Below are 17,189 nucleotides of genomic sequence, written 5' to 3' on the forward strand. Positions count from 1 at the left end.
TACCTTTGTGATTTTATTTTAAATATGATTAAATCTGCTAACGATTTCCATAAAGAGATTATTCAGAAATTTTCTTACGATCCAACACAAAAGCAATTGGAGTTAATAGATCAATTAGCTGAATATATTTTCAATACTGAAACTAATAAATTGTTCTTGTTGAAAGGATACGCGGGTACAGGTAAAACCACGGTAATCAGTACAGTAGTTCATAGTTTATGGAAAGCAGGAAAAAAAGCAGTCTTATTAGCACCTACAGGAAGGGCAGCAAAAGTGATCTCAGGTTATTCTAAAAGACAGGCTTTTACAATCCATAAAAAAATCTATTTTCCTAAGAAACAAACTAATGGTGGAGTTAGTTTTGTAATGCAGCCGAATAAACATACAAATACAATTTTTATTGTCGATGAAGCTTCAATGATCTCTGATCAGGTGCAAAATGCTAAGCTTTTTGAAAACGGATCTTTACTTGATGACTTAATTTCATATGTATATTCAGGTAAGAATTGTAAACTCATTTTTATTGGAGATACAGCACAGTTACCACCAGTTAAATTAGATGTGAGTCCAGCTTTAGATGCAGATAAATTGTCACTTCATTTTAATAAAAATGTAAATGAAATAGAATTAGATGAGGTTGTTCGTCAGCAACAAGACTCAGGAATTTTAGCAAATGCAACAGATTTAAGGTTGTTAATTCAGAATGAAGGAATAGATTTTCAGTTCGATGTAAACTTCCCTGATATTGTTCGTTTACAAGACGGATATGAAATTCAAGATGCGATTACAGATGCTTACGATGGAGATATTGGAGTAGAAGATACAGCAATAATTGTACGTTCTAATAAAAGAGCGAATCAGTATAATTCACAAATTCGTACAAAAATACGCGGACAAGAAAATGAAATTTCTGTAGGAGATTATGTAATGGTTGTTAAGAATAATTATTTCTGGTTGAAAGATTCTTCGTCAGCAGGTTTTATTGCTAACGGAGATATTTGTGAAGTCATGCGAATTAATGAAATTAAAGAATTATACGGATTTAAGTTCGCGGAAGTTACAATTAGAATGATCGACTATCCTGATATGAAACCATTTGAAACTGTATTACTTCTTGATACTTTAACAAGTGAAAGTCCTTCGTTAAGTTATGAAGAATCAAACCGTTTGTATGAAGCAGTAAAAGAAGATTTCGCTCATGAAAAATCGAAATACAAACAATTCATGGGAGTGAAGAAGAATAAATATTTTAACGCATTGCAAGTAAAATTTTCTTATGCAATGACTTGTCATAAATCTCAAGGAGGTCAGTGGAAAACAATATTTATTGAACAACCATATTTACCTGATGGAAGTAGCGTAGAATATTTACGATGGTTGTATACAGCTGTTACCAGAGCTCAGGAAAAATTGTACTTAATTGGCTTTAAAGACGAATGGTTTGTATAAAATCGTTGTTTGAATAGCGATTTTCATTTCATGTTGAAACGAAATGAAGCATATCATGGTATTTTTACTTTATGCGTACACTTTATAAACTTAAAAATGTTAGTGTTTTGTTAAACTCAACAAGTTAGAATAGTAAAAAGATTACATTTGTTTGTCAATCTTAACTATTAAAAATGAACAAAAAGATACTAGTTAGCCTTTCATTTTTGCTGATTACTTTTTCAGTTTTAGGTCAAAAACCCCAAAAATTAAACACAAATCAAATTTATGAGAAAGTTCAAAAATTAAACTTTCTAGGTTCTGCATTATATGTAGCTGCCCATCCAGATGATGAGAACACACGTTTAATTGCTTATCTAGCAAATAAGGTAAAAGCAAGAACATCTTATTTATCGTTAACAAGAGGAGATGGTGGGCAAAATTTAATTGGACCAGAAATTCGTGAATTATTAGGAGTAATCCGTACTCAAGAATTATTAGCCGCTAGAGGAGTAGATGGTGGAGAGCAACGTTTTTCTAGAGCTAATGACTTTGGGTATTCTAAACATCCAGATGAAACTTTAAATATTTGGGATAAAGATAAAGTCTTGGCAGATGTTGTTTGGGCAATTCGTACGTTTAAACCAGATGTTATAATCAATAGATTTAATCATAGAACTCCAGGAACTACACATGGTCATCACACAACTTCAGCAATGTTAAGTGTAGAGGCTTTTGATTTAGCCGCTGATAAAACAAAATATCCAGAGCAATTAAAATATACATCTACTTGGCAACCAAATAGTTTGTATTTTAATACATCTTGGTGGTTTTATGGAAGCAGAGAAAACTTTGAAAAAGCCGATAAAAGTAAAATGTTAAATTTCGATATTGGTGTATATTATCCTTTAAAAGGAGTATCTAATAACGAATTAGCTTCAATAGCAAGTAGCCAACATTTATGTCAAGGTTTTGGTAGGTTAACTACTAGAGGAGGACAAACAGAATATGTTGAATTTTTAAAAGGAAATTTTCCAAAAGATAAAAAAGATATATTCTCAGGAATTAATACAACTTGGAATAGAGTAGAAGGTGGAGGAGCCATTGGTGATATTTTGTATGATGTAGAAAAGAATTTCGATTTTGTAAATCCATCAAAACATTTACCAAATTTATTAAAAGCTTATCAGTTAATTGAAGGTTTAAAAGATGAACATTGGAAAGCAATTAAGTCTAAAGAAATAAAAGAGATTATTGAAGCTTGTGCAGGTTTATACTTAGAAGCTTCAGCTAAAACTTCAAGTACAACTCCAAATTCGGATGTGAAAGTAGACTTTGAAGCTTTAAATAGAAGTGGAGTTTCTATGGATTTAACATCTATTGAGTGGTTACCAAGTAAAAAAGTAGTAAAGAAAGATTTAGCTTTATCAGATAATAAAAGAAAAAACTTTACTGAAACTATCGCAGTAGGAAGCTTAGATTATTCTGCTCCATATTGGTTATCTGACGAATGGGGATTAGGAATGTACACAGTAAAGAGTCAAGAATTAAGAGGGAATCCAGAAACTTCTCGTCCAATTCAGATTAAATTCAATTTAACGATAGAAAATACTCCAATTTCATTTACAAAAAATGTAGTAAGAAGATATTCTCAAAGAGATAAGGGAGAGATTTATGAACCTTTCGAAATTTTACCTAAAGTAACTACAAAATTAAAAGATAAAGTTTTAATTTTTTCTAACAGTGAATCAAAAGAAGTAGCTGTAGAAGTAAGATCAGGGGAAGCAAATGTTTTAGGAAAAATAGCTTTAAAAATTCCTGAAGGATGGAGAGTGTTTCCAGTTGAATCTGATTTTAAAATTGATCAAAAAGGAGATAAACGCGTAATTAAGTTTATGGTTTCTCCATCTAAAAAGCAATCTGAAGGTTATATAAAAGCTGTAGCTACTGTTGGTAATAAAGATTTTGATAAAGAATTAATAGAGATTAATTATACTCATATCCCAAAACAATCTGTTTTATTACCATCTAAAGCAAAGGTTGTTCGTTTGAATATTAGAAAACAAGGTAAAGAGATTGGTTATATTCAAGGATCAGGAGATGCAGTACCAGAAAGTTTACGTCAAATAGGTTATAACGTTACTGAGATTACTCCAGAAGAAATTAATGAAACTATTTTAAATAAGTTTGATGCTGTAGTTGTAGGAATTAGAGCTTATAACACCAAGAAAGTATTACAGTTTAAGCAAAAACATTTATTAGAATATGTGAAAAATGGAGGAAATGTTGTTGTACAATATAACACAAACAGAAGAGTAGATGTAAAGCCTCCTTTCGATTTACAATTGTCTAGAGATAGAGTTACAGACGAACATGCTAAAGTTGAAATTCTAGCAAAAGAGCACATGGTTTTAAATTATCCAAACAAAATTTCTGATAAAGATTTTGAAGGTTGGGTACAAGAGCGTGGTTTATATTTCCCAAATAAGTGGGCTAATGAGTTTACTCCGATTTTAGCTATGAATGATAAAGGAGAATCTACTAAAAAAGGAAGTTTATTAGTAGCAAAATACGGAAAAGGGAATTACATTTACACTGGCTTAAGTTTCTTTAGAGAATTACCAGCTGGTGTTCCAGGAGCTTATCGATTATTTGCAAATTTACTTTCAGTAAAAGAAAATTAATATCTCAATATAAATCATAAAAAAGCGAAGTGAAAACTTCGCTTTTTTATTTTCTAATATGTTTAAAGAAGAAAATAAAAGTTGAGATAAGTTTAATTCTACACTTAATTGGTGTAATACATTTTTAAAGAATATGTTTGTTTAGCAAAACACTAAAAAGATTTTTTTGATGAAGAAAGCAATTTATTTAATGTTGTTGAGTGCATTATGTTTTACAATAATGAATGTATTTGTAAAGTATTTATCAGGTTACTCAACTTATCAAAAAGTATTTTTTAGAGCAGTAGGATCGTTAGTTTTTACAATGGGATATTTATTGTATTATAAAATTCCAATGGGAGGAAATCAGAAAAAGCTGTTAATATTAAGAGGTTTAGTTGGTGTAACTTCTATGGGATTATTTTTTGCATCTACAGACTATTTATCTATAGGAACAGCAGTTTCTTTACGGTATACTTCACCAATTTTTGCAGCAATTTTAGCCGTTTTCTTTTTGAAAGAAAAGATTTTTAAGTTGCAATGGTTCTATTTCATATTGGCTTTCTTAGGAGTACTTTTAATTAAGGGTTTTGATAATGAAATCAATGTTTTAGGATTATCATTAATTTTAGTTTCAGCTTTTTTTAGTGGCTTAGTTTATGTTGTGATTTCAAAAATAGGAGATAAAGACCATCCGGTAGTTATTGTAAATTATTTTATGTGGATTTCTACAATTCTAGGAGGTGTATTATCTATTTCAAACTGGAAAACTCCTCAAGGTAATGATTGGTTTATTTTATTAAGTCTTGGGCTTTTTGGGTATTTCGGACAATTATTTATGACGAAAGCTTATCAGTTAGGTTCTGTTAATAAAATAGTTCCTTTAAAGTATGTGGAAGTAGTTTTTACAATGGTTTTAGGAATGATTTGGTTTGGAGATCAATATCCTTTATTAAGTGTTTTAGGGGTGCTTTTAGTAGTTATAGCTTTAGTGTTAAATGTGCTATATAAGCAGAAAGTAAAGCATTAAATAATGAAAGAATTAAGTACAATTATATATTCAATAATTTTAGCTTTAGGAGTACTTACTGTTGATTTTTTTAAGTTTGAATATATCTGTGATTATCCAGAATTGGGACCTACATTTTATGGTTTTCCTTTTGTGCAGGAAACAAAAAGTACATGGGTAAACTCTATGTCAGGAGAAATTTATGTTTTGGGTTTCCTTGGGAACTTATTATTGTGGACTCTATTTTTCAGAGTAATATTTCAATTATTAAAAAGATTTCAAAACAAAGTTACCTTTAAGGTTATAAGATTACTATTAGTTGTTTTCTGTTTATTCAACGTTCATATGTATTTTTCAATAATAGATTGGAGATTTAGTTATTCTCACGACAATTTTAAATTGAATTATTATCAATCAGAACCAGATTGTAAAAGAATATTTAAGTTTTATAAATAGGAAACTGAGGAATAATTTTTCTACACTTCAAACTTTAAACTACCCACTTTTTAATATATTGCTATTCTAAAATGATTTATATCGTATGAAGAAAGTAAGAGTAATAATCTCCATATTAGTTTTAAGTTTAATTTATACTTGCGCATCTAAAAAAACAGTCCAAGATCAAACTTCAGAAACAAAAACAACTGTTGAAGAAACAGTTAAAGAAGAAAAAGTTGTTGTTGAAGAAGTAAAAAAGGTAGAAAAAAAGAAAGAACTTCCTAAAAAAGTAAAAGTTTTAAAGAAAGATGATGAAATAAGTTTATTGTTTATTGGCGATTTTATGGGGCATATGGATCAAATAAAAGCAGCTTATAATAAAAAGACAAAAACTTACGAATACGATTCTTGTTTTTCTAAAATAAAACCAATTTTAAGTAATGCAGATGTAACTTTAGGAAACTTAGAAGTTACTTTAGGAGTAAAGCCTTATTCTGGTTATCCTCAATTCAGTTCACCACCTTCATATGCTACAGCAATTAAAAATGCAGGAGTAGATATTTTAACTACTTCTAACAATCACTCGTGTGATAAACGTAAAAAAGGAGTAGAACGAACTATTCATATTCTAGATTCATTAAATATTGGTCATACAGGTACATTTATTAGTGCTGTAGAAAAAACGAAGAATCCTGCTTATGTGATTGATAAAAACAATTTTAAAATCGCTGTTATTAGTTATACATATGGTACAAACGGATTAAAACCTACTAAGCCAAATGTTGTAAATTATTTAAAGAAAGAAACGATTAAAAAGGATGTAGATTACATTAATTCTTCGATCAATCCAGATCAAATTATAGCTTTTGTTCACTGGGGAGATCAATATAAAGACCTGCCAAATAAATCTCAAAAAGATATGTTTGCTTACTTTAAATCTTTAGGTGTAAATATTGTTATAGGAGCACATCCTCATGTTTTACAGCCTATGGAATGGCATAAACCAACTAAAGAAAATGAACAAGAAAGCTTAGTAGTTTATTCTTTAGGGAATTTTGTTTCACATCAACGTACTTTTCCAAGGGATGGAGGAGCCGTATTTAAATTATGGCTAAAGAAAGGAAAAGACAATAAAGTAAAAATAAAAAAAGCAGATTATTTTCTTACTTGGGTTCACGAACCTGTTGTTAACGGAAATAAAGAATATTACGTGTTACCAGCAGATGCATACAGTAGCAAACCAGAAGCTTTTTCAAAGAAAAAAGATTATGATAAAATGATGCGTTTTGTAAAACATGCAAGGAAGTTGTTAGGAGAGCACAATAAAAATATAAATGAATACAAAAAGTAAATTGTTATGATGAATTTATTTAGGAAAAAGAAAAAAATAGATATAAACTCTATTACTATTCCAACATTTAATTGGGTATTAAGACAGAAAAATGAAGGTTTGTATCAATGGAGTAACAAAGAAGAAACTAAAGCACTTTCTGTAAATTTTTTTAATATACCACCAGATCTTCCAACGATAAATAATACCGAATTTCTAAGGAAATTTTACAGAGAGAGGTTGAAAAATAGTCAAGGTGGAATAATAGAAGTTGACGTTGTCGATTTGTCTGGATTTAAAGCCGTAAAAACGATAATGAAGTTTCCTCAAAACCCTGGTATGGTTTATTTATCTTCTTATACTATACCATTTAAAGATTATAGTTTTGTAATAAAAATTCAAGCTCCGGAAGTAGGAGTTTCTGGTGTGCGAGATTCTGTAATTTTTAATAAACTATTAGCAAAAGGAGAAGTTAATTTTGTGGATGAAGGTATAGAAAATTGGTTTTATGATCCATATGATGCTACCATTACTGATGGAATAAGAATGAATAAATCTGAGCAAGAGATATATGATGAAGAGTTTCCAGAACATCCTTTAAGTGTATCAAGAAAATTATTCCGACAAGTAGAGAAAGAAATCAAGTTTGGAAAAGAGCTGTATGATACTCCTAAATTTGAAAAATGAAAAAAGAAAATTTAGAGTCACATAAGTTTTTACCAAGTGGAGAGTGGGAAGGTTTTTATTGCTATTCACATTCACCTGCCCAACATAAAATGACAATAAACTTAACTTTTAAAAAAGGAAAAGTTTCAGGATCAGGAACTGACGATATTAATTATTTTTCATGGAAAGGAGATTATAATTTAGAAGTATTTACAGTTACTATGATAAAAAATTATCCTAGTCACAAAGTAAATTATAAAGGCGATGTTGATGAAAATGGTATTTGGGGATCTTGGAATATTGGTTCAGACTGTAGCGGAGGTTTTCATATTTGGCCTAAAAAGCAAAACTCTGAAGAAGATTCTAAAGCATTAGAAGAAAAAATTACTGAGTCAAAAAAGTTGAAAAAGTTCCTTCAAAATATATAAAAGCCTTACAATAAATAAGAGTTGACTATTTATGTTTTATTTTGTTTAAAATGAATGTTTTAAACTGATTTTTTGCTTTGTTTAATACAGTTATTCTACAATTAAAATCTGAAAAATAATATCTGCTTATTTTTGTTTTAAAGACATGATTTACAGTTTCTTATGTTGATTTTAGTGTTAAAAAAATAAAAAGCTTAACTATCTTTAGTTGAAATCATTACCTTTGATGCAAGTAGTTAATTATTAATATGTTTATTAATTTTTGATTACTTATTCTTCAATTTCTGTTTTTTGATTAATTCAACGTTAATTGCAAGAAATCACACTAATTTCTTGTAATGGAAACATTGTTTGATGGGCGGGGCTAAACTTATTTACATTAAATTATTTTCCTCGCTTTGTCGGGCAGTGAAAACGTAAGTATTGTTTACGTACTTAAATCAGTGTCTTCCCAATTTACATCCGAAAGCATCCAAGTTAGCGAATGTCTTTTTTCATGAATTACACCACCATTTCCGATGGGATCGAAGTTTTCTGGTACGGTTTTATTTCCCAATTGAGCGCTTCTTACGGCGTTATGTAAACAGTAGAATAAATCTTCTTGAAAAATGATTTCTTTTTCGTTCTTAGTTTGTCTATTACTCATCCATTCTTCAATTGAATCGTCAATTTTGGCACAGAATTCAAAAAATAGACTTCTGGCAGTTTCACCATTCATCATTTCTCCTGAAGGAAGTAATTCAGAAAAACCAAAAAACCAAGCTAATGGTAAAGCATTTTCAAATTTCCAACCGATAGAATTTATAGCATTTTGATCTCCTCGTGCAGTAGACAAATATTGCATTTCATCTTCAGTGATAAAATCATTAAGATCATTATTATCAATAAAGTCCAATATTTTCTTATCAGGTAAATCTTCAGGATTAACTAAAACCCATAAAACTAATACTTTTATAGCATGTAGTCGTTTGGCAATTTCAAGTTTTGGGCGTAATACAATCTCTTTAATCCATGGTAAAGATGAAGCGTATTGAAACCCATTTTCAACACAAATTTTTTGAATTTCTTTTCTTTCTTCTACTAAGTTTACTGAAGTCATAACTTTTTATTTGAATAAATTTATTGATACGGTTGCTAATGCTGAATTTGGAAATTTTTTAAATGAATTTTCATAAGGTGTTAATCCAATTTCTTCTAAAGCCTTCATATATTCTTCAATTTCGATAATATATTGATCAGAATATCCATGAGTTGCATCATAAGCAGTAGCTGCTGTTTTTCCTAAGTTTTTAGCAACTAATTCAGGTTTAGAAGTATGTAATTCTATTAATAACAAACCAAATTTAGAAATATAAGGTTTCCACTTGTTAAAATGCTGTTTTAAAGATTCAACAACAAGATTATTATTTAATCGAACGCCTCTGTGAGTATAGGCTCCAGTTGCGTTAGTTTCTTTTAATTTCGGATTCGGTTTTGGAGTTTCCCAAATTCGATTATGATCTAAAAATGTACGTACGTTTAGTAAATCAGATAAATCGATACCGTATTTCTCATTTAAATCTTTCGACATTGCTTCTGGATTTCCAATATCTCCCCAAATTACTTTTGCCCAAATATCGGCCTGAACTAAGTTTTTTCTTGTGATTTTTAAAGCAGCTTCATTGTAATCTACTCCAATTAGAAATAAAGGATGATCTTCTAAAACTTTACCACGTTCAGTTCTATTTTCAATAACATTAAATAAATGCTTTAAAAAAGCTCCATTACCACAGCCAACATCTAAAATTCCTTTTGGTTGTTCATGTATCGGTTTATTAAATAAATTGATAATGATTTCATCTAAAACTTTAAAATACGCAGCATGCGCGCCACCACTTCCCCAAACATTCATTTCTCTATCTACATGAATTTCTTCATTCCCTTTTCCTTCTGATCTAAAAATTGTGGGATCACCAAAAATAAATTTATCTAGTTTACGCAGGGTTGGAATGTAAGAAACAGTAACTCCGTAAGCACTAGCTCTTCTAGCAAAGAACAAACCAGTGTCAGTAAATTCGTAAGATTCTCCAGATTTATCAAACCATTTTAAATGTGTGAGTATATCTAATAATCGACCAAAATTTTCTGGATCTTTATGGAATTCTTCAGCTTTAAACTTAGTTTGCATAAAATATTTATGAAACATTCCTTTCATACCTAGTAGAACTAGGGTAGGACCAACAATAATCCCTTCTATGTGAGATAAAATTTGTTCTTGAATTGCTTTAACCTTTTCGTCTTTAGAAATTTCAACCCCAAAATTCTGAGTGAAATTTTTAAATAGAGATTCTAATTTTAAGAAAGGTTTTACTTCAAATTTCCGTGAGCTAAATTGTTCTGAAAATTTTAATAATTCAGCTGCTTCTGTGTACATATTAAAATGATTAAAAGCAATTTCTGAAACTTCGTTTGTACTTACTTTAACTGTATTTAAAGTATTATCTACTTTATAAGTTAACCAACCTTGAGAAGCAAAAGTTCTAAGAGCTACGTTTAAATATCCTTCGTTAGCTTTAAACATTTCAGAAAGTTCGCTTACACCAACAGTTTTTTGTTTGAGTAAATACTCTGTAATTCCTTTTTTATGAAGTTCAAAAGCAGCAGGGCAAGTTACAATTCCATCTAAATGTCTGAATAATTTACCTCTGAGTTTCGATTTTTCTTGTTTAGATAGCATATTGAAGGTTAGTTTGTTTATCTATAAATTTAAACCTTTCATTGAAATATACTATAGAATTCTATTTTTTTTATTGGTCTTAAAAATAATTTAAACTATGCATTTTAGTGAATTTCACTTTCATTCTCTAAAAACATTTATCGAATGCTATCAGCAATTAGCTTTTAGCGGTTAGCTTTTTAAAACTTTGCTAATAGCTGACAGCTAAGCGCAAAAATGATATAAAAAATAACTTTCAGTCGTAACAAAAACTATGATAATTTTAGTCCATAGTGGTTTATTGTTTTTGTGTATGATTTCGTTACGTAACGAAATCACAGATAGAAAATCCGCTATAACTAGCAATGAATTATACACGGTGTTGTGGATATGTGCTTTTTCTTTTCGGTTTCATTAAGGCCAATATTACTAATCCAATTCCTAATAATGAACAAATCGTGCTAATTAGATATCTAATTTTTGTTAATCAAGCCAAAATAGCTAATCTAAAGCCTACGATAATCAATATAAACTCTAATGTTCTTTTTATTCATTTAGTTCTGTTATTAATAAAAACGGACTGTATTCGATTCTATGTTTATTTGAAAAATATTTTACTTTATCTTCTTTTATTATTTTTCCATTTTTGGTCAATCTTAAATTCCAATTACAGTTATAAGGTTGAATTATTGGTAATAATAGCTTATTTAAATTTGAATTAATTTCCCAAGTCCATTTTGGTTCATGGTTTTTTATTTGATAAGGCTCAACATTCCATAATTCGATTTTATTATCAGAATTGTTTTTTGTCGTTTGTTGAGTTTCAATTAATGGTTTATAGTAAGTCAATTCAGATTCAGAATATCCTCTATCTGGAAATTTGATAAAATCCATTTTTCTCCAAAAACCTTCTGACTCTATTGGCGAACAAAATAATTTAATGGCAAAAAATCCTTTTTCTTTAAAAAAATCAGCAATTTGGTTAAAGAAATATTTACCAATTCCGCTATTTCGATTTTCGGGTTTGATTTCCATAATATCAATTTCGACATAGATCTCTCCTTTGCTCCAAACTAAAAATCCGATTGGTAAATCATTATTATTTAAAGTTATAAATTCCTTATCTCTAAATGCTTTTTCTATAATTTTCCATTTACAATAAAATCCGTTTCCAGAAGTTTTTTCTTCTTCAATTAACCATTTTTCAACTTCTTTCAGGTCAGATTTAGTTGGCGAAATATTTAATTTAAAGTCTAATTTCATTAGTTTACATGATTTTTTGTATTACTGACAGCTCAGAATAACTGCAGTTCTTTTAGGAATTAAAATAGTTGTTTTGTTTTCTTTGATTTGAAAATCCGTAGTACTAAATATAGTAGAAAATTTAGTTGTTTTTTTCTTCGGAAGTTGTATTGATGTTGATGAATTTCCAACGTTGAAAATAACATAAATTTCTTCATCCTTCGAATAACGTTTGTATAGTAAAACTTCTGGATTCTCTTGTGTTATATATTCAATTTCACCATGAATTAATACAGGATTTTCTTTTCTAACTTTTATGATTTCTTGGTAAAAATCGAAAAGCTTATGATTAAAGTTTACCTTATCTACTGGTCTTTTTTGTTGAAGAGGATGTGTGGTTTCATCTTCAAAAGTATATTCAGGCCAAATTAAAGGCTTTCTACAAGAAGGATCATCTGCGCCCCACATTCCCATTTCATCTCCTGCATAAATATGTGGAGCTCCAAAATATGTATGTTGATGAGTAATTAAAAGTTTTAAAGTTTCTAGTGTTGCATTATCAGGTTTATGAATTTTATAATCAGGATTTTCATGAACTTTACATCCGAATTTATATGGAGTGTTATTAAATAATGAAGTAAGTAATCTTGGTGTATCAAAACCTCCAGTGTAGTTCATCATTGCATAATTATTTGCTTTTCTAATGCCATGTGTAAAAGTTTGCAAACTATCTATAAATTGTTGTGAGGTGATATTTTTAGGAGTTTCACTAAAAAAATGTCTAGATGCTCTATACCATCTGTAATTCATCACTGCATCAAAAATGGTATCTTTAACAAATGGTTCAGGATTTAAAAGCTTGTCAGGCCACTGTTCCCACCAAATTTCTCCTAATAAATATGCATCTGGATTAATATTTCGAACTTGTTTTCTAAAGTCTTTCCAGAAATTTAAAGGCATTTCTCCAGCTACATCTAATCGATAACCATCCACACCATCTGAAGGATCACCATCTCCATTTGGATCTAACCATCGTTTCGTAATATTGAAAATATGTTTTTTTACGGCTTCACTGTATATATTTCCTTCAAAAGCATTTACCTTAACTGATAAATCTTGTTTTTGTGTTTCCTTAATTTCAGGGAGTTCGTGAACACCAGACCAACCATGATATTTAAATTCGTTTTCTGGAGTCTTAAGATTATCAAATTTATCAATCCAATACCAATCTTTATATTTTGATTTTTCTTGATTTTTTAAAACATCTTGCCATGCCCAAAATGTTTCTCCTGTATGATTCCAAGAATAATCTAAAATTACTTTAATGTTTCTCTTATGAAATTCATCGATGACTTTTAAAAATAGTTTATCAGCTTCTGTAAATTGCCAAGTATTAGGATCATCTGGAATTTCTTTTTCAATAGTTTCAATGTCTTTTTGAGGATTTGGACCAAAATTACGATCGATATGTCTCCAATTTCTTGCATCGTATTTATGAAGGGAAGGCGCATCGTTTAAAGGTCTAAAATAAATGGCAGAAACACCTAAAGAATCTAAATAATTAATTTTATCTAAAACACCTTGTAAATCGCCATCGTAGCGTCTCATTTGAACTTTATCTACAAATTTAGTTAATGTGTTTCCGTAGAAATCTTTATGGTTTTTATAGTCTTTAAAATATGGATCATCTTTATACCAATCTTGTGTCCATGGAGTAATTTTCCAACCTTTTGGAACAAAACCAGGATAAGAACCTTTAATATCTTCTGAAGTCGGATCATTAGTTGTATCTCCGTTATGGAAACGTTCAACAGCGATTTCATACCAAACAACTTCCTTAGCCCATTTTGGTGGAGCATCTAAAAGAGTAGAAGCACTATGGTTTATCTGAATTTCTTTTTGAACTTCTTTTTTACAACTAATACAGCATAAAAATAATGTTACAAATACGAATTGTTTGATTAAAATTGAGTGTTGAAATCTCATAAGAAAACAGAAATTAAATTAATTGTAGTGAAGAATTAGAAGAAATAGTACTCATGTCTTCTATTGATTTAAAAGTGCCTATTTTTATACCTGGGCTAGAAGTTCTAGGTTTTGTTCCGTCTCCATAACTGGTATTTCCGTACATAAAAAGGATGCCGAATTTTTCTGATTCTTTAGGAGAACGCCAATAGACAACATCACCAATTTCAAAAATTTCTTTTTGGCTACCGTCAAATTCAATATCTAAATCGTACTGATAAAAGAAAACTTCTCCTCCGATATTATTTGCAACTCCTGTTAGCGAATCATGTTTTATAAGTTTATTATACATGTAAGATGAAGTATCCCATTCTATTTCTATCTGATTATCGTTGTATTGAAGTAGTCCTTTCATTATTTAAATGCATTCTTTAGAAAGGTTCAAGTTAATTATTTTGTAGAAACGATAGTATGACTTTAACTCTTATTTTTAAGTATGTAAAGTTTAATCTATGAATAACAAAAAACACTAGTAATAATAGAAATGAATCATACTTTACTAGTGTTTAAATTGTAATAAAAATACTCTTATTTATGCCTCAGCTTTATTGTTTTTCTGAGCATTAATTAAAGCAATTAAGTTTTTAAGAGGCTTTTTAATTGTTGATGATTTGGCTTTTTCTAAAACAGAAGTAGCTTTATTTAACAATCTTTCATAGTCAGCATCTGGATATACCTGAATTAACTCCTTAAAATAGGTGTTAATACCATTAGCATAAGTTTCTTTCTCTTTTTCATAGAATGCATTTTCCTTCGCTGCTAGGTTTAGGTATTTTCCGTAGTTAATCATTAACTTTTTAATGCGAGATTTTATTTTATCATCTAATTCTTCGTCTTTTACATCTTTTGAGTTTGCTAAAACTTGATCAAACTCTATGTCGAAAGCTGCCAATTGTAACCCTAATCCGAACTGCCAAATCTCAAGCATTTCTTTGCCATATAAAAATTTATCACTTGAATCAGTAATATTATAGATTTGATTCATGTCTTTCCATTGTGATAAGAAATCCGAAGCAATCTTATTTTTTTGGTTAAAGTTTAATTTATTGTTGTCTAAAAGAACTCTGTAATTTTGTGGGTTAGTTAATTTTTCGAGTACAATTCTTTGCTCAGGATTATCAAATGTTGGCTTCGTTTCATTACCCTCATAAGCATAACGTAAATCGAAAATAACTTTATCATAATCATTAACATCCCAGTATTCTTTGTTAACAGGGAAATTATGTTTCTCAGTAGAACAACTAATAAAATATATTGCTGTTAATAATACTATAAAAACATTACTTCTTTTCATTAGATGAAATTTTTGGTTTTTAAATTCTGGGGCAAATGTATAAAACTGAGTGTTTTGATAATGAGCTTTTTATGTTAACTGTATGTGTAGCAACAAAAAATAAAAAAGAAGCAATTTTTTTATTATAAAATGCCGTTTTTACATCATTTTTATTGAAGTAAAGCTGGTTTTTTAACAAAAATGAGTGTTAAAATATTTCAATTTGTAACGTATTACTCTTTAATATTAGTAACAATTGCGTTAAAAACGTCTTCATAATATTCACTGTACTGAGGTAAAAGTACATTTTTGTATTCTGAAGTATGCTTCAGTATATCTAAATCATATAATTTTAATCCAGCAACTTCACTTTCTTGGATTGTTAATGTTTCTATAGGTACTTTTAGTTCAGCAATAAATACATGATGAAATTCATTATCTATAATTCCGTTAGGATGATTTACTTGATGTTTCCTTGTTCCTATTTTAATTAAATTTTCTGGAGAAATATGATAGCCAATTTCTTCTTGTACTTCTCTTAGGGCAGCTGTTTCAATAATTTCTCCAGCACCAATATGACCAGCAACAGAAATATCCCACAATCCTGGAAAAACTTTCTTAGTAAAAGCTCTTTGTTGTAGTAGTATTTTACGATCAGTAGTATAAATCCAAATATGAACAGTAGGATGGAAGTAACCGTATTTATGTGCTTCAGATTTTAAACAAGTTTTTCCGGTATAATTTCCTTGTTCATCAACGATGTCAATTAATTCATCCATATTAAGAGATTTCAGAAAGAATACATTTAGTTAGTTTTTCAAAATGCGCTTCAGTATTGTATAAATGACAAGAAATTCGAATGTAATCACCTCTAAAAGAAACAAATATTTTCTCATGAGCTAATCTTTCTTTTAAAGCATTTTTGTCAATAGATTCAGGTAGTTTAATTCCAAATAAATGTTTAGCTCTGTAGGTATCTTCTTCAATTTCGCATCCAGCTTTTTTAAGCTGAGAAATAGAAGATGATGTGATTTTATGACAATATTCTTGAAGATCTGAAGCTTTCCATTTTAATAATTGAGAAATCGCAGCTATTTGCATTTGGATATAGATAAAACTTCCGTGTTCACCAACAGAATAGCGATTAGCTAATGCTTTATAGTTAGATTCATAATTGGTAAGATTGGTTAAATTTTCACTACCTAATCGATTTGCCCAGTTTTCTTCAATTGGATTTCCGTCATCAAAATAAGATCCGAAATAGGCATAACCACAACCATAAGGTCCGAAAAGCCACTTGTAACCTGCACAAACCATAGCATCAGGTTGAATTTCTTCAACAGAAAAAGGTAAGACTCCTACAGATTGACTTCCATCTATAATCAAAAGTGAATTATGCTGTCTAGTTTTTTTGCGAATAGCTTTCAAGTCAAAAATAGTTCCGTTTGCCCAATGAATATTTCCCAAAGCAATTAATCCAGTATTATCATTTATGGTATTTAATATTGCTTCATTCCATAGTTTTCCGTTAATTTCTTGTTGAACTATTTTAAGTTTAGCATTGTGTTTTTTTGCTAATTTTTCCCACACATAATAATTACTAGGAAACTGTTCTTCAATTAATACAATTTCACTGTTTTCCTTTAAAGAAATATTATGAGCTATAGTTGCTAATCCGTAAGAAACAGAAGGAATGTTTGCAATTCTATTGTAATCATTTACATTAATAAGTTGAGCGAAAAGTTGCTTTAATTCCGTTACAGGATTAAAGAAGTCTGAACTTGGTATTAAGTAAGGTTTACTTTTTTCTTTTACGGCTCTAAGACCGGCTTCTTCAATACTTTTGAAAGAAGGAGATAGGCTTGCTATATTCAGGTAAGTTACATCTTCTGGAAGATCAAATAAATGCTTTTGACTTGTTAAACTCATTTGAATTGATTTTCCATAAAAATAAAAAATGTCATTTTGAACTTTAGTTAAAATCATTAGAGA

The 17,189-nt window shown here is 29.4% G+C and carries 15 protein-coding genes; 7 read left to right on the forward strand and 8 right to left on the reverse strand.

Annotation, left to right across the window (positions count from 1 at the left end; genetic code table 11):
* Window positions 1-24 precede the first annotated feature (24 nt).
* The 7 genes from Q1A46_RS13365 (at window position 25) to Q1A46_RS13395 (ending at window position 7,962) form a co-directional block, all read left to right on the forward strand.
* Window positions 25-1,449 (forward strand): ATP-dependent RecD-like DNA helicase, encoded by a 1,425-nt coding sequence (locus Q1A46_RS13365; RefSeq protein ID WP_299679511.1) that lies wholly within the window; start codon window positions 25-27, stop codon window positions 1,447-1,449.
* A gap of 173 nt (window positions 1,450-1,622) precedes the next feature.
* Window positions 1,623-4,112, forward strand: coding sequence for a PIG-L family deacetylase (locus Q1A46_RS13370; RefSeq protein ID WP_299679514.1), 2,490 nt, complete (start codon window positions 1,623-1,625; stop codon window positions 4,110-4,112).
* 169 nt (window positions 4,113-4,281) lie between these two features.
* Window positions 4,282-5,121, forward strand: coding sequence for a DMT family transporter (locus Q1A46_RS13375; protein WP_299679517.1), 840 nt, complete (start codon window positions 4,282-4,284; stop codon window positions 5,119-5,121).
* Window positions 5,122-5,124: 3 nt separating this feature from the next.
* Window positions 5,125-5,556 (forward strand): hypothetical protein, encoded by a 432-nt coding sequence (locus Q1A46_RS13380; RefSeq protein ID WP_299679520.1) that lies wholly within the window; start codon window positions 5,125-5,127, stop codon window positions 5,554-5,556.
* Between the two features lie 85 nt (window positions 5,557-5,641).
* The gene (locus tag Q1A46_RS13385; RefSeq protein WP_299679523.1) at window positions 5,642-6,889 is read left to right on the forward strand and encodes a CapA family protein; all 1,248 of its coding nucleotides are present in this window, start codon (window positions 5,642-5,644) and stop codon (window positions 6,887-6,889) included.
* 6 nt (window positions 6,890-6,895) lie between these two features.
* Window positions 6,896-7,555: a hypothetical protein gene (locus tag Q1A46_RS13390; protein WP_299679526.1), complete on the forward strand. Its 660-nt coding sequence runs from the start codon at window positions 6,896-6,898 to the stop codon at window positions 7,553-7,555.
* Window positions 7,552-7,962, forward strand: coding sequence for a hypothetical protein (locus Q1A46_RS13395; protein ID WP_299679531.1), 411 nt, complete (start codon window positions 7,552-7,554; stop codon window positions 7,960-7,962). Before Q1A46_RS13390 ends, Q1A46_RS13395 begins: the two co-directional genes overlap by 4 nt.
* Window positions 7,963-8,389: 427 nt before the next feature.
* Here Q1A46_RS13395 and Q1A46_RS13400 read toward each other — a convergent pair whose 3' ends face one another.
* From Q1A46_RS13400 to Q1A46_RS13435, 8 genes are all read right to left on the reverse strand, one after another.
* Window positions 8,390-9,061 carry a DUF4272 domain-containing protein gene (locus Q1A46_RS13400; protein ID WP_299679533.1) on the reverse strand — a complete coding sequence of 224 codons (672 nt, stop codon included), beginning with the start codon at window positions 9,059-9,061 and terminating at the stop codon, window positions 8,390-8,392.
* A 6-nt stretch (window positions 9,062-9,067) separates the two neighbouring features.
* On the reverse strand, window positions 9,068-10,678 hold the full coding sequence (locus Q1A46_RS13405) for a class I SAM-dependent methyltransferase (RefSeq protein ID WP_299679536.1): 1,611 nt from the start codon (window positions 10,676-10,678) through the stop codon (window positions 9,068-9,070).
* Between the two features lie 525 nt (window positions 10,679-11,203).
* Window positions 11,204-11,920 carry a GNAT family N-acetyltransferase gene (locus tag Q1A46_RS13410; protein ID WP_299679539.1) on the reverse strand — a complete coding sequence of 239 codons (717 nt, stop codon included), beginning with the start codon at window positions 11,918-11,920 and terminating at the stop codon, window positions 11,204-11,206.
* Window positions 11,921-11,941: 21 nt separating this feature from the next.
* Window positions 11,942-13,885, reverse strand: coding sequence for an alpha-amylase family glycosyl hydrolase (locus Q1A46_RS13415; protein ID WP_299679542.1), 1,944 nt, complete (start codon window positions 13,883-13,885; stop codon window positions 11,942-11,944).
* A gap of 13 nt (window positions 13,886-13,898) precedes the next feature.
* Window positions 13,899-14,279, reverse strand: coding sequence for a cyclophilin-like family protein (locus Q1A46_RS13420; protein ID WP_299679544.1), 381 nt, complete (start codon window positions 14,277-14,279; stop codon window positions 13,899-13,901).
* Window positions 14,280-14,456: 177 nt separating this feature from the next.
* On the reverse strand, window positions 14,457-15,218 hold the full coding sequence (locus Q1A46_RS13425) for a hypothetical protein (RefSeq protein WP_299679547.1): 762 nt from the start codon (window positions 15,216-15,218) through the stop codon (window positions 14,457-14,459).
* 212 nt (window positions 15,219-15,430) lie between these two features.
* Entirely contained in the window at window positions 15,431-15,976 is a 546-nt protein-coding gene (locus Q1A46_RS13430) for an NUDIX domain-containing protein (RefSeq protein WP_299679550.1), read from the reverse strand.
* A 1-nt stretch (window position 15,977) separates the two neighbouring features.
* A complete protein-coding gene (locus Q1A46_RS13435; RefSeq protein ID WP_299679553.1) occupies window positions 15,978-17,183 on the reverse strand; it encodes an aminotransferase class V-fold PLP-dependent enzyme in 1,206 nt (401 codons plus the stop codon).
* Window positions 17,184-17,189 lie beyond the last annotated feature (6 nt).

This window comes from uncultured Tenacibaculum sp. (assembly GCF_947502995.1).
Classification (GTDB): Bacteria; Bacteroidota; Bacteroidia; order Flavobacteriales; family Flavobacteriaceae; genus Polaribacter.

Coding starts and splice junctions, on each gene's coding strand:
- Q1A46_RS13375 (WP_299679517.1), top strand. CDS start 4,282: ATGAAGAAAGCAATTTATTTAATGTTGTTGAGTGCATTATGTTTTACA.
- Q1A46_RS13405 (WP_299679536.1), bottom strand. CDS start 10,678: ATGCTATCTAAACAAGAAAAATCGAAACTCAGAGGTAAATTATTCAGA.
- Q1A46_RS13420 (WP_299679544.1), bottom strand. CDS start 14,279: ATGAAAGGACTACTTCAATACAACGATAATCAGATAGAAATAGAATGG.
- Q1A46_RS13400 (WP_299679533.1), bottom strand. CDS start 9,061: ATGACTTCAGTAAACTTAGTAGAAGAAAGAAAAGAAATTCAAAAAATT.
- Q1A46_RS13430 (WP_299679550.1), bottom strand. CDS start 15,976: ATGGATGAATTAATTGACATCGTTGATGAACAAGGAAATTATACCGGA.
- Q1A46_RS13365 (WP_299679511.1), top strand. CDS start 25: ATGATTAAATCTGCTAACGATTTCCATAAAGAGATTATTCAGAAATTT.
- Q1A46_RS13410 (WP_299679539.1), bottom strand. CDS start 11,920: ATGAAATTAGACTTTAAATTAAATATTTCGCCAACTAAATCTGACCTG.
- Q1A46_RS13380 (WP_299679520.1), top strand. CDS start 5,125: ATGAAAGAATTAAGTACAATTATATATTCAATAATTTTAGCTTTAGGA.
- Q1A46_RS13370 (WP_299679514.1), top strand. CDS start 1,623: ATGAACAAAAAGATACTAGTTAGCCTTTCATTTTTGCTGATTACTTTT.
- Q1A46_RS13385 (WP_299679523.1), top strand. CDS start 5,642: ATGAAGAAAGTAAGAGTAATAATCTCCATATTAGTTTTAAGTTTAATT.
- Q1A46_RS13425 (WP_299679547.1), bottom strand. CDS start 15,218: ATGAAAAGAAGTAATGTTTTTATAGTATTATTAACAGCAATATATTTT.
- Q1A46_RS13435 (WP_299679553.1), bottom strand. CDS start 17,183: ATGATTTTAACTAAAGTTCAAAATGACATTTTTTATTTTTATGGAAAA.
- Q1A46_RS13390 (WP_299679526.1), top strand. CDS start 6,896: ATGATGAATTTATTTAGGAAAAAGAAAAAAATAGATATAAACTCTATT.
- Q1A46_RS13395 (WP_299679531.1), top strand. CDS start 7,552: ATGAAAAAAGAAAATTTAGAGTCACATAAGTTTTTACCAAGTGGAGAG.
- Q1A46_RS13415 (WP_299679542.1), bottom strand. CDS start 13,885: ATGAGATTTCAACACTCAATTTTAATCAAACAATTCGTATTTGTAACA.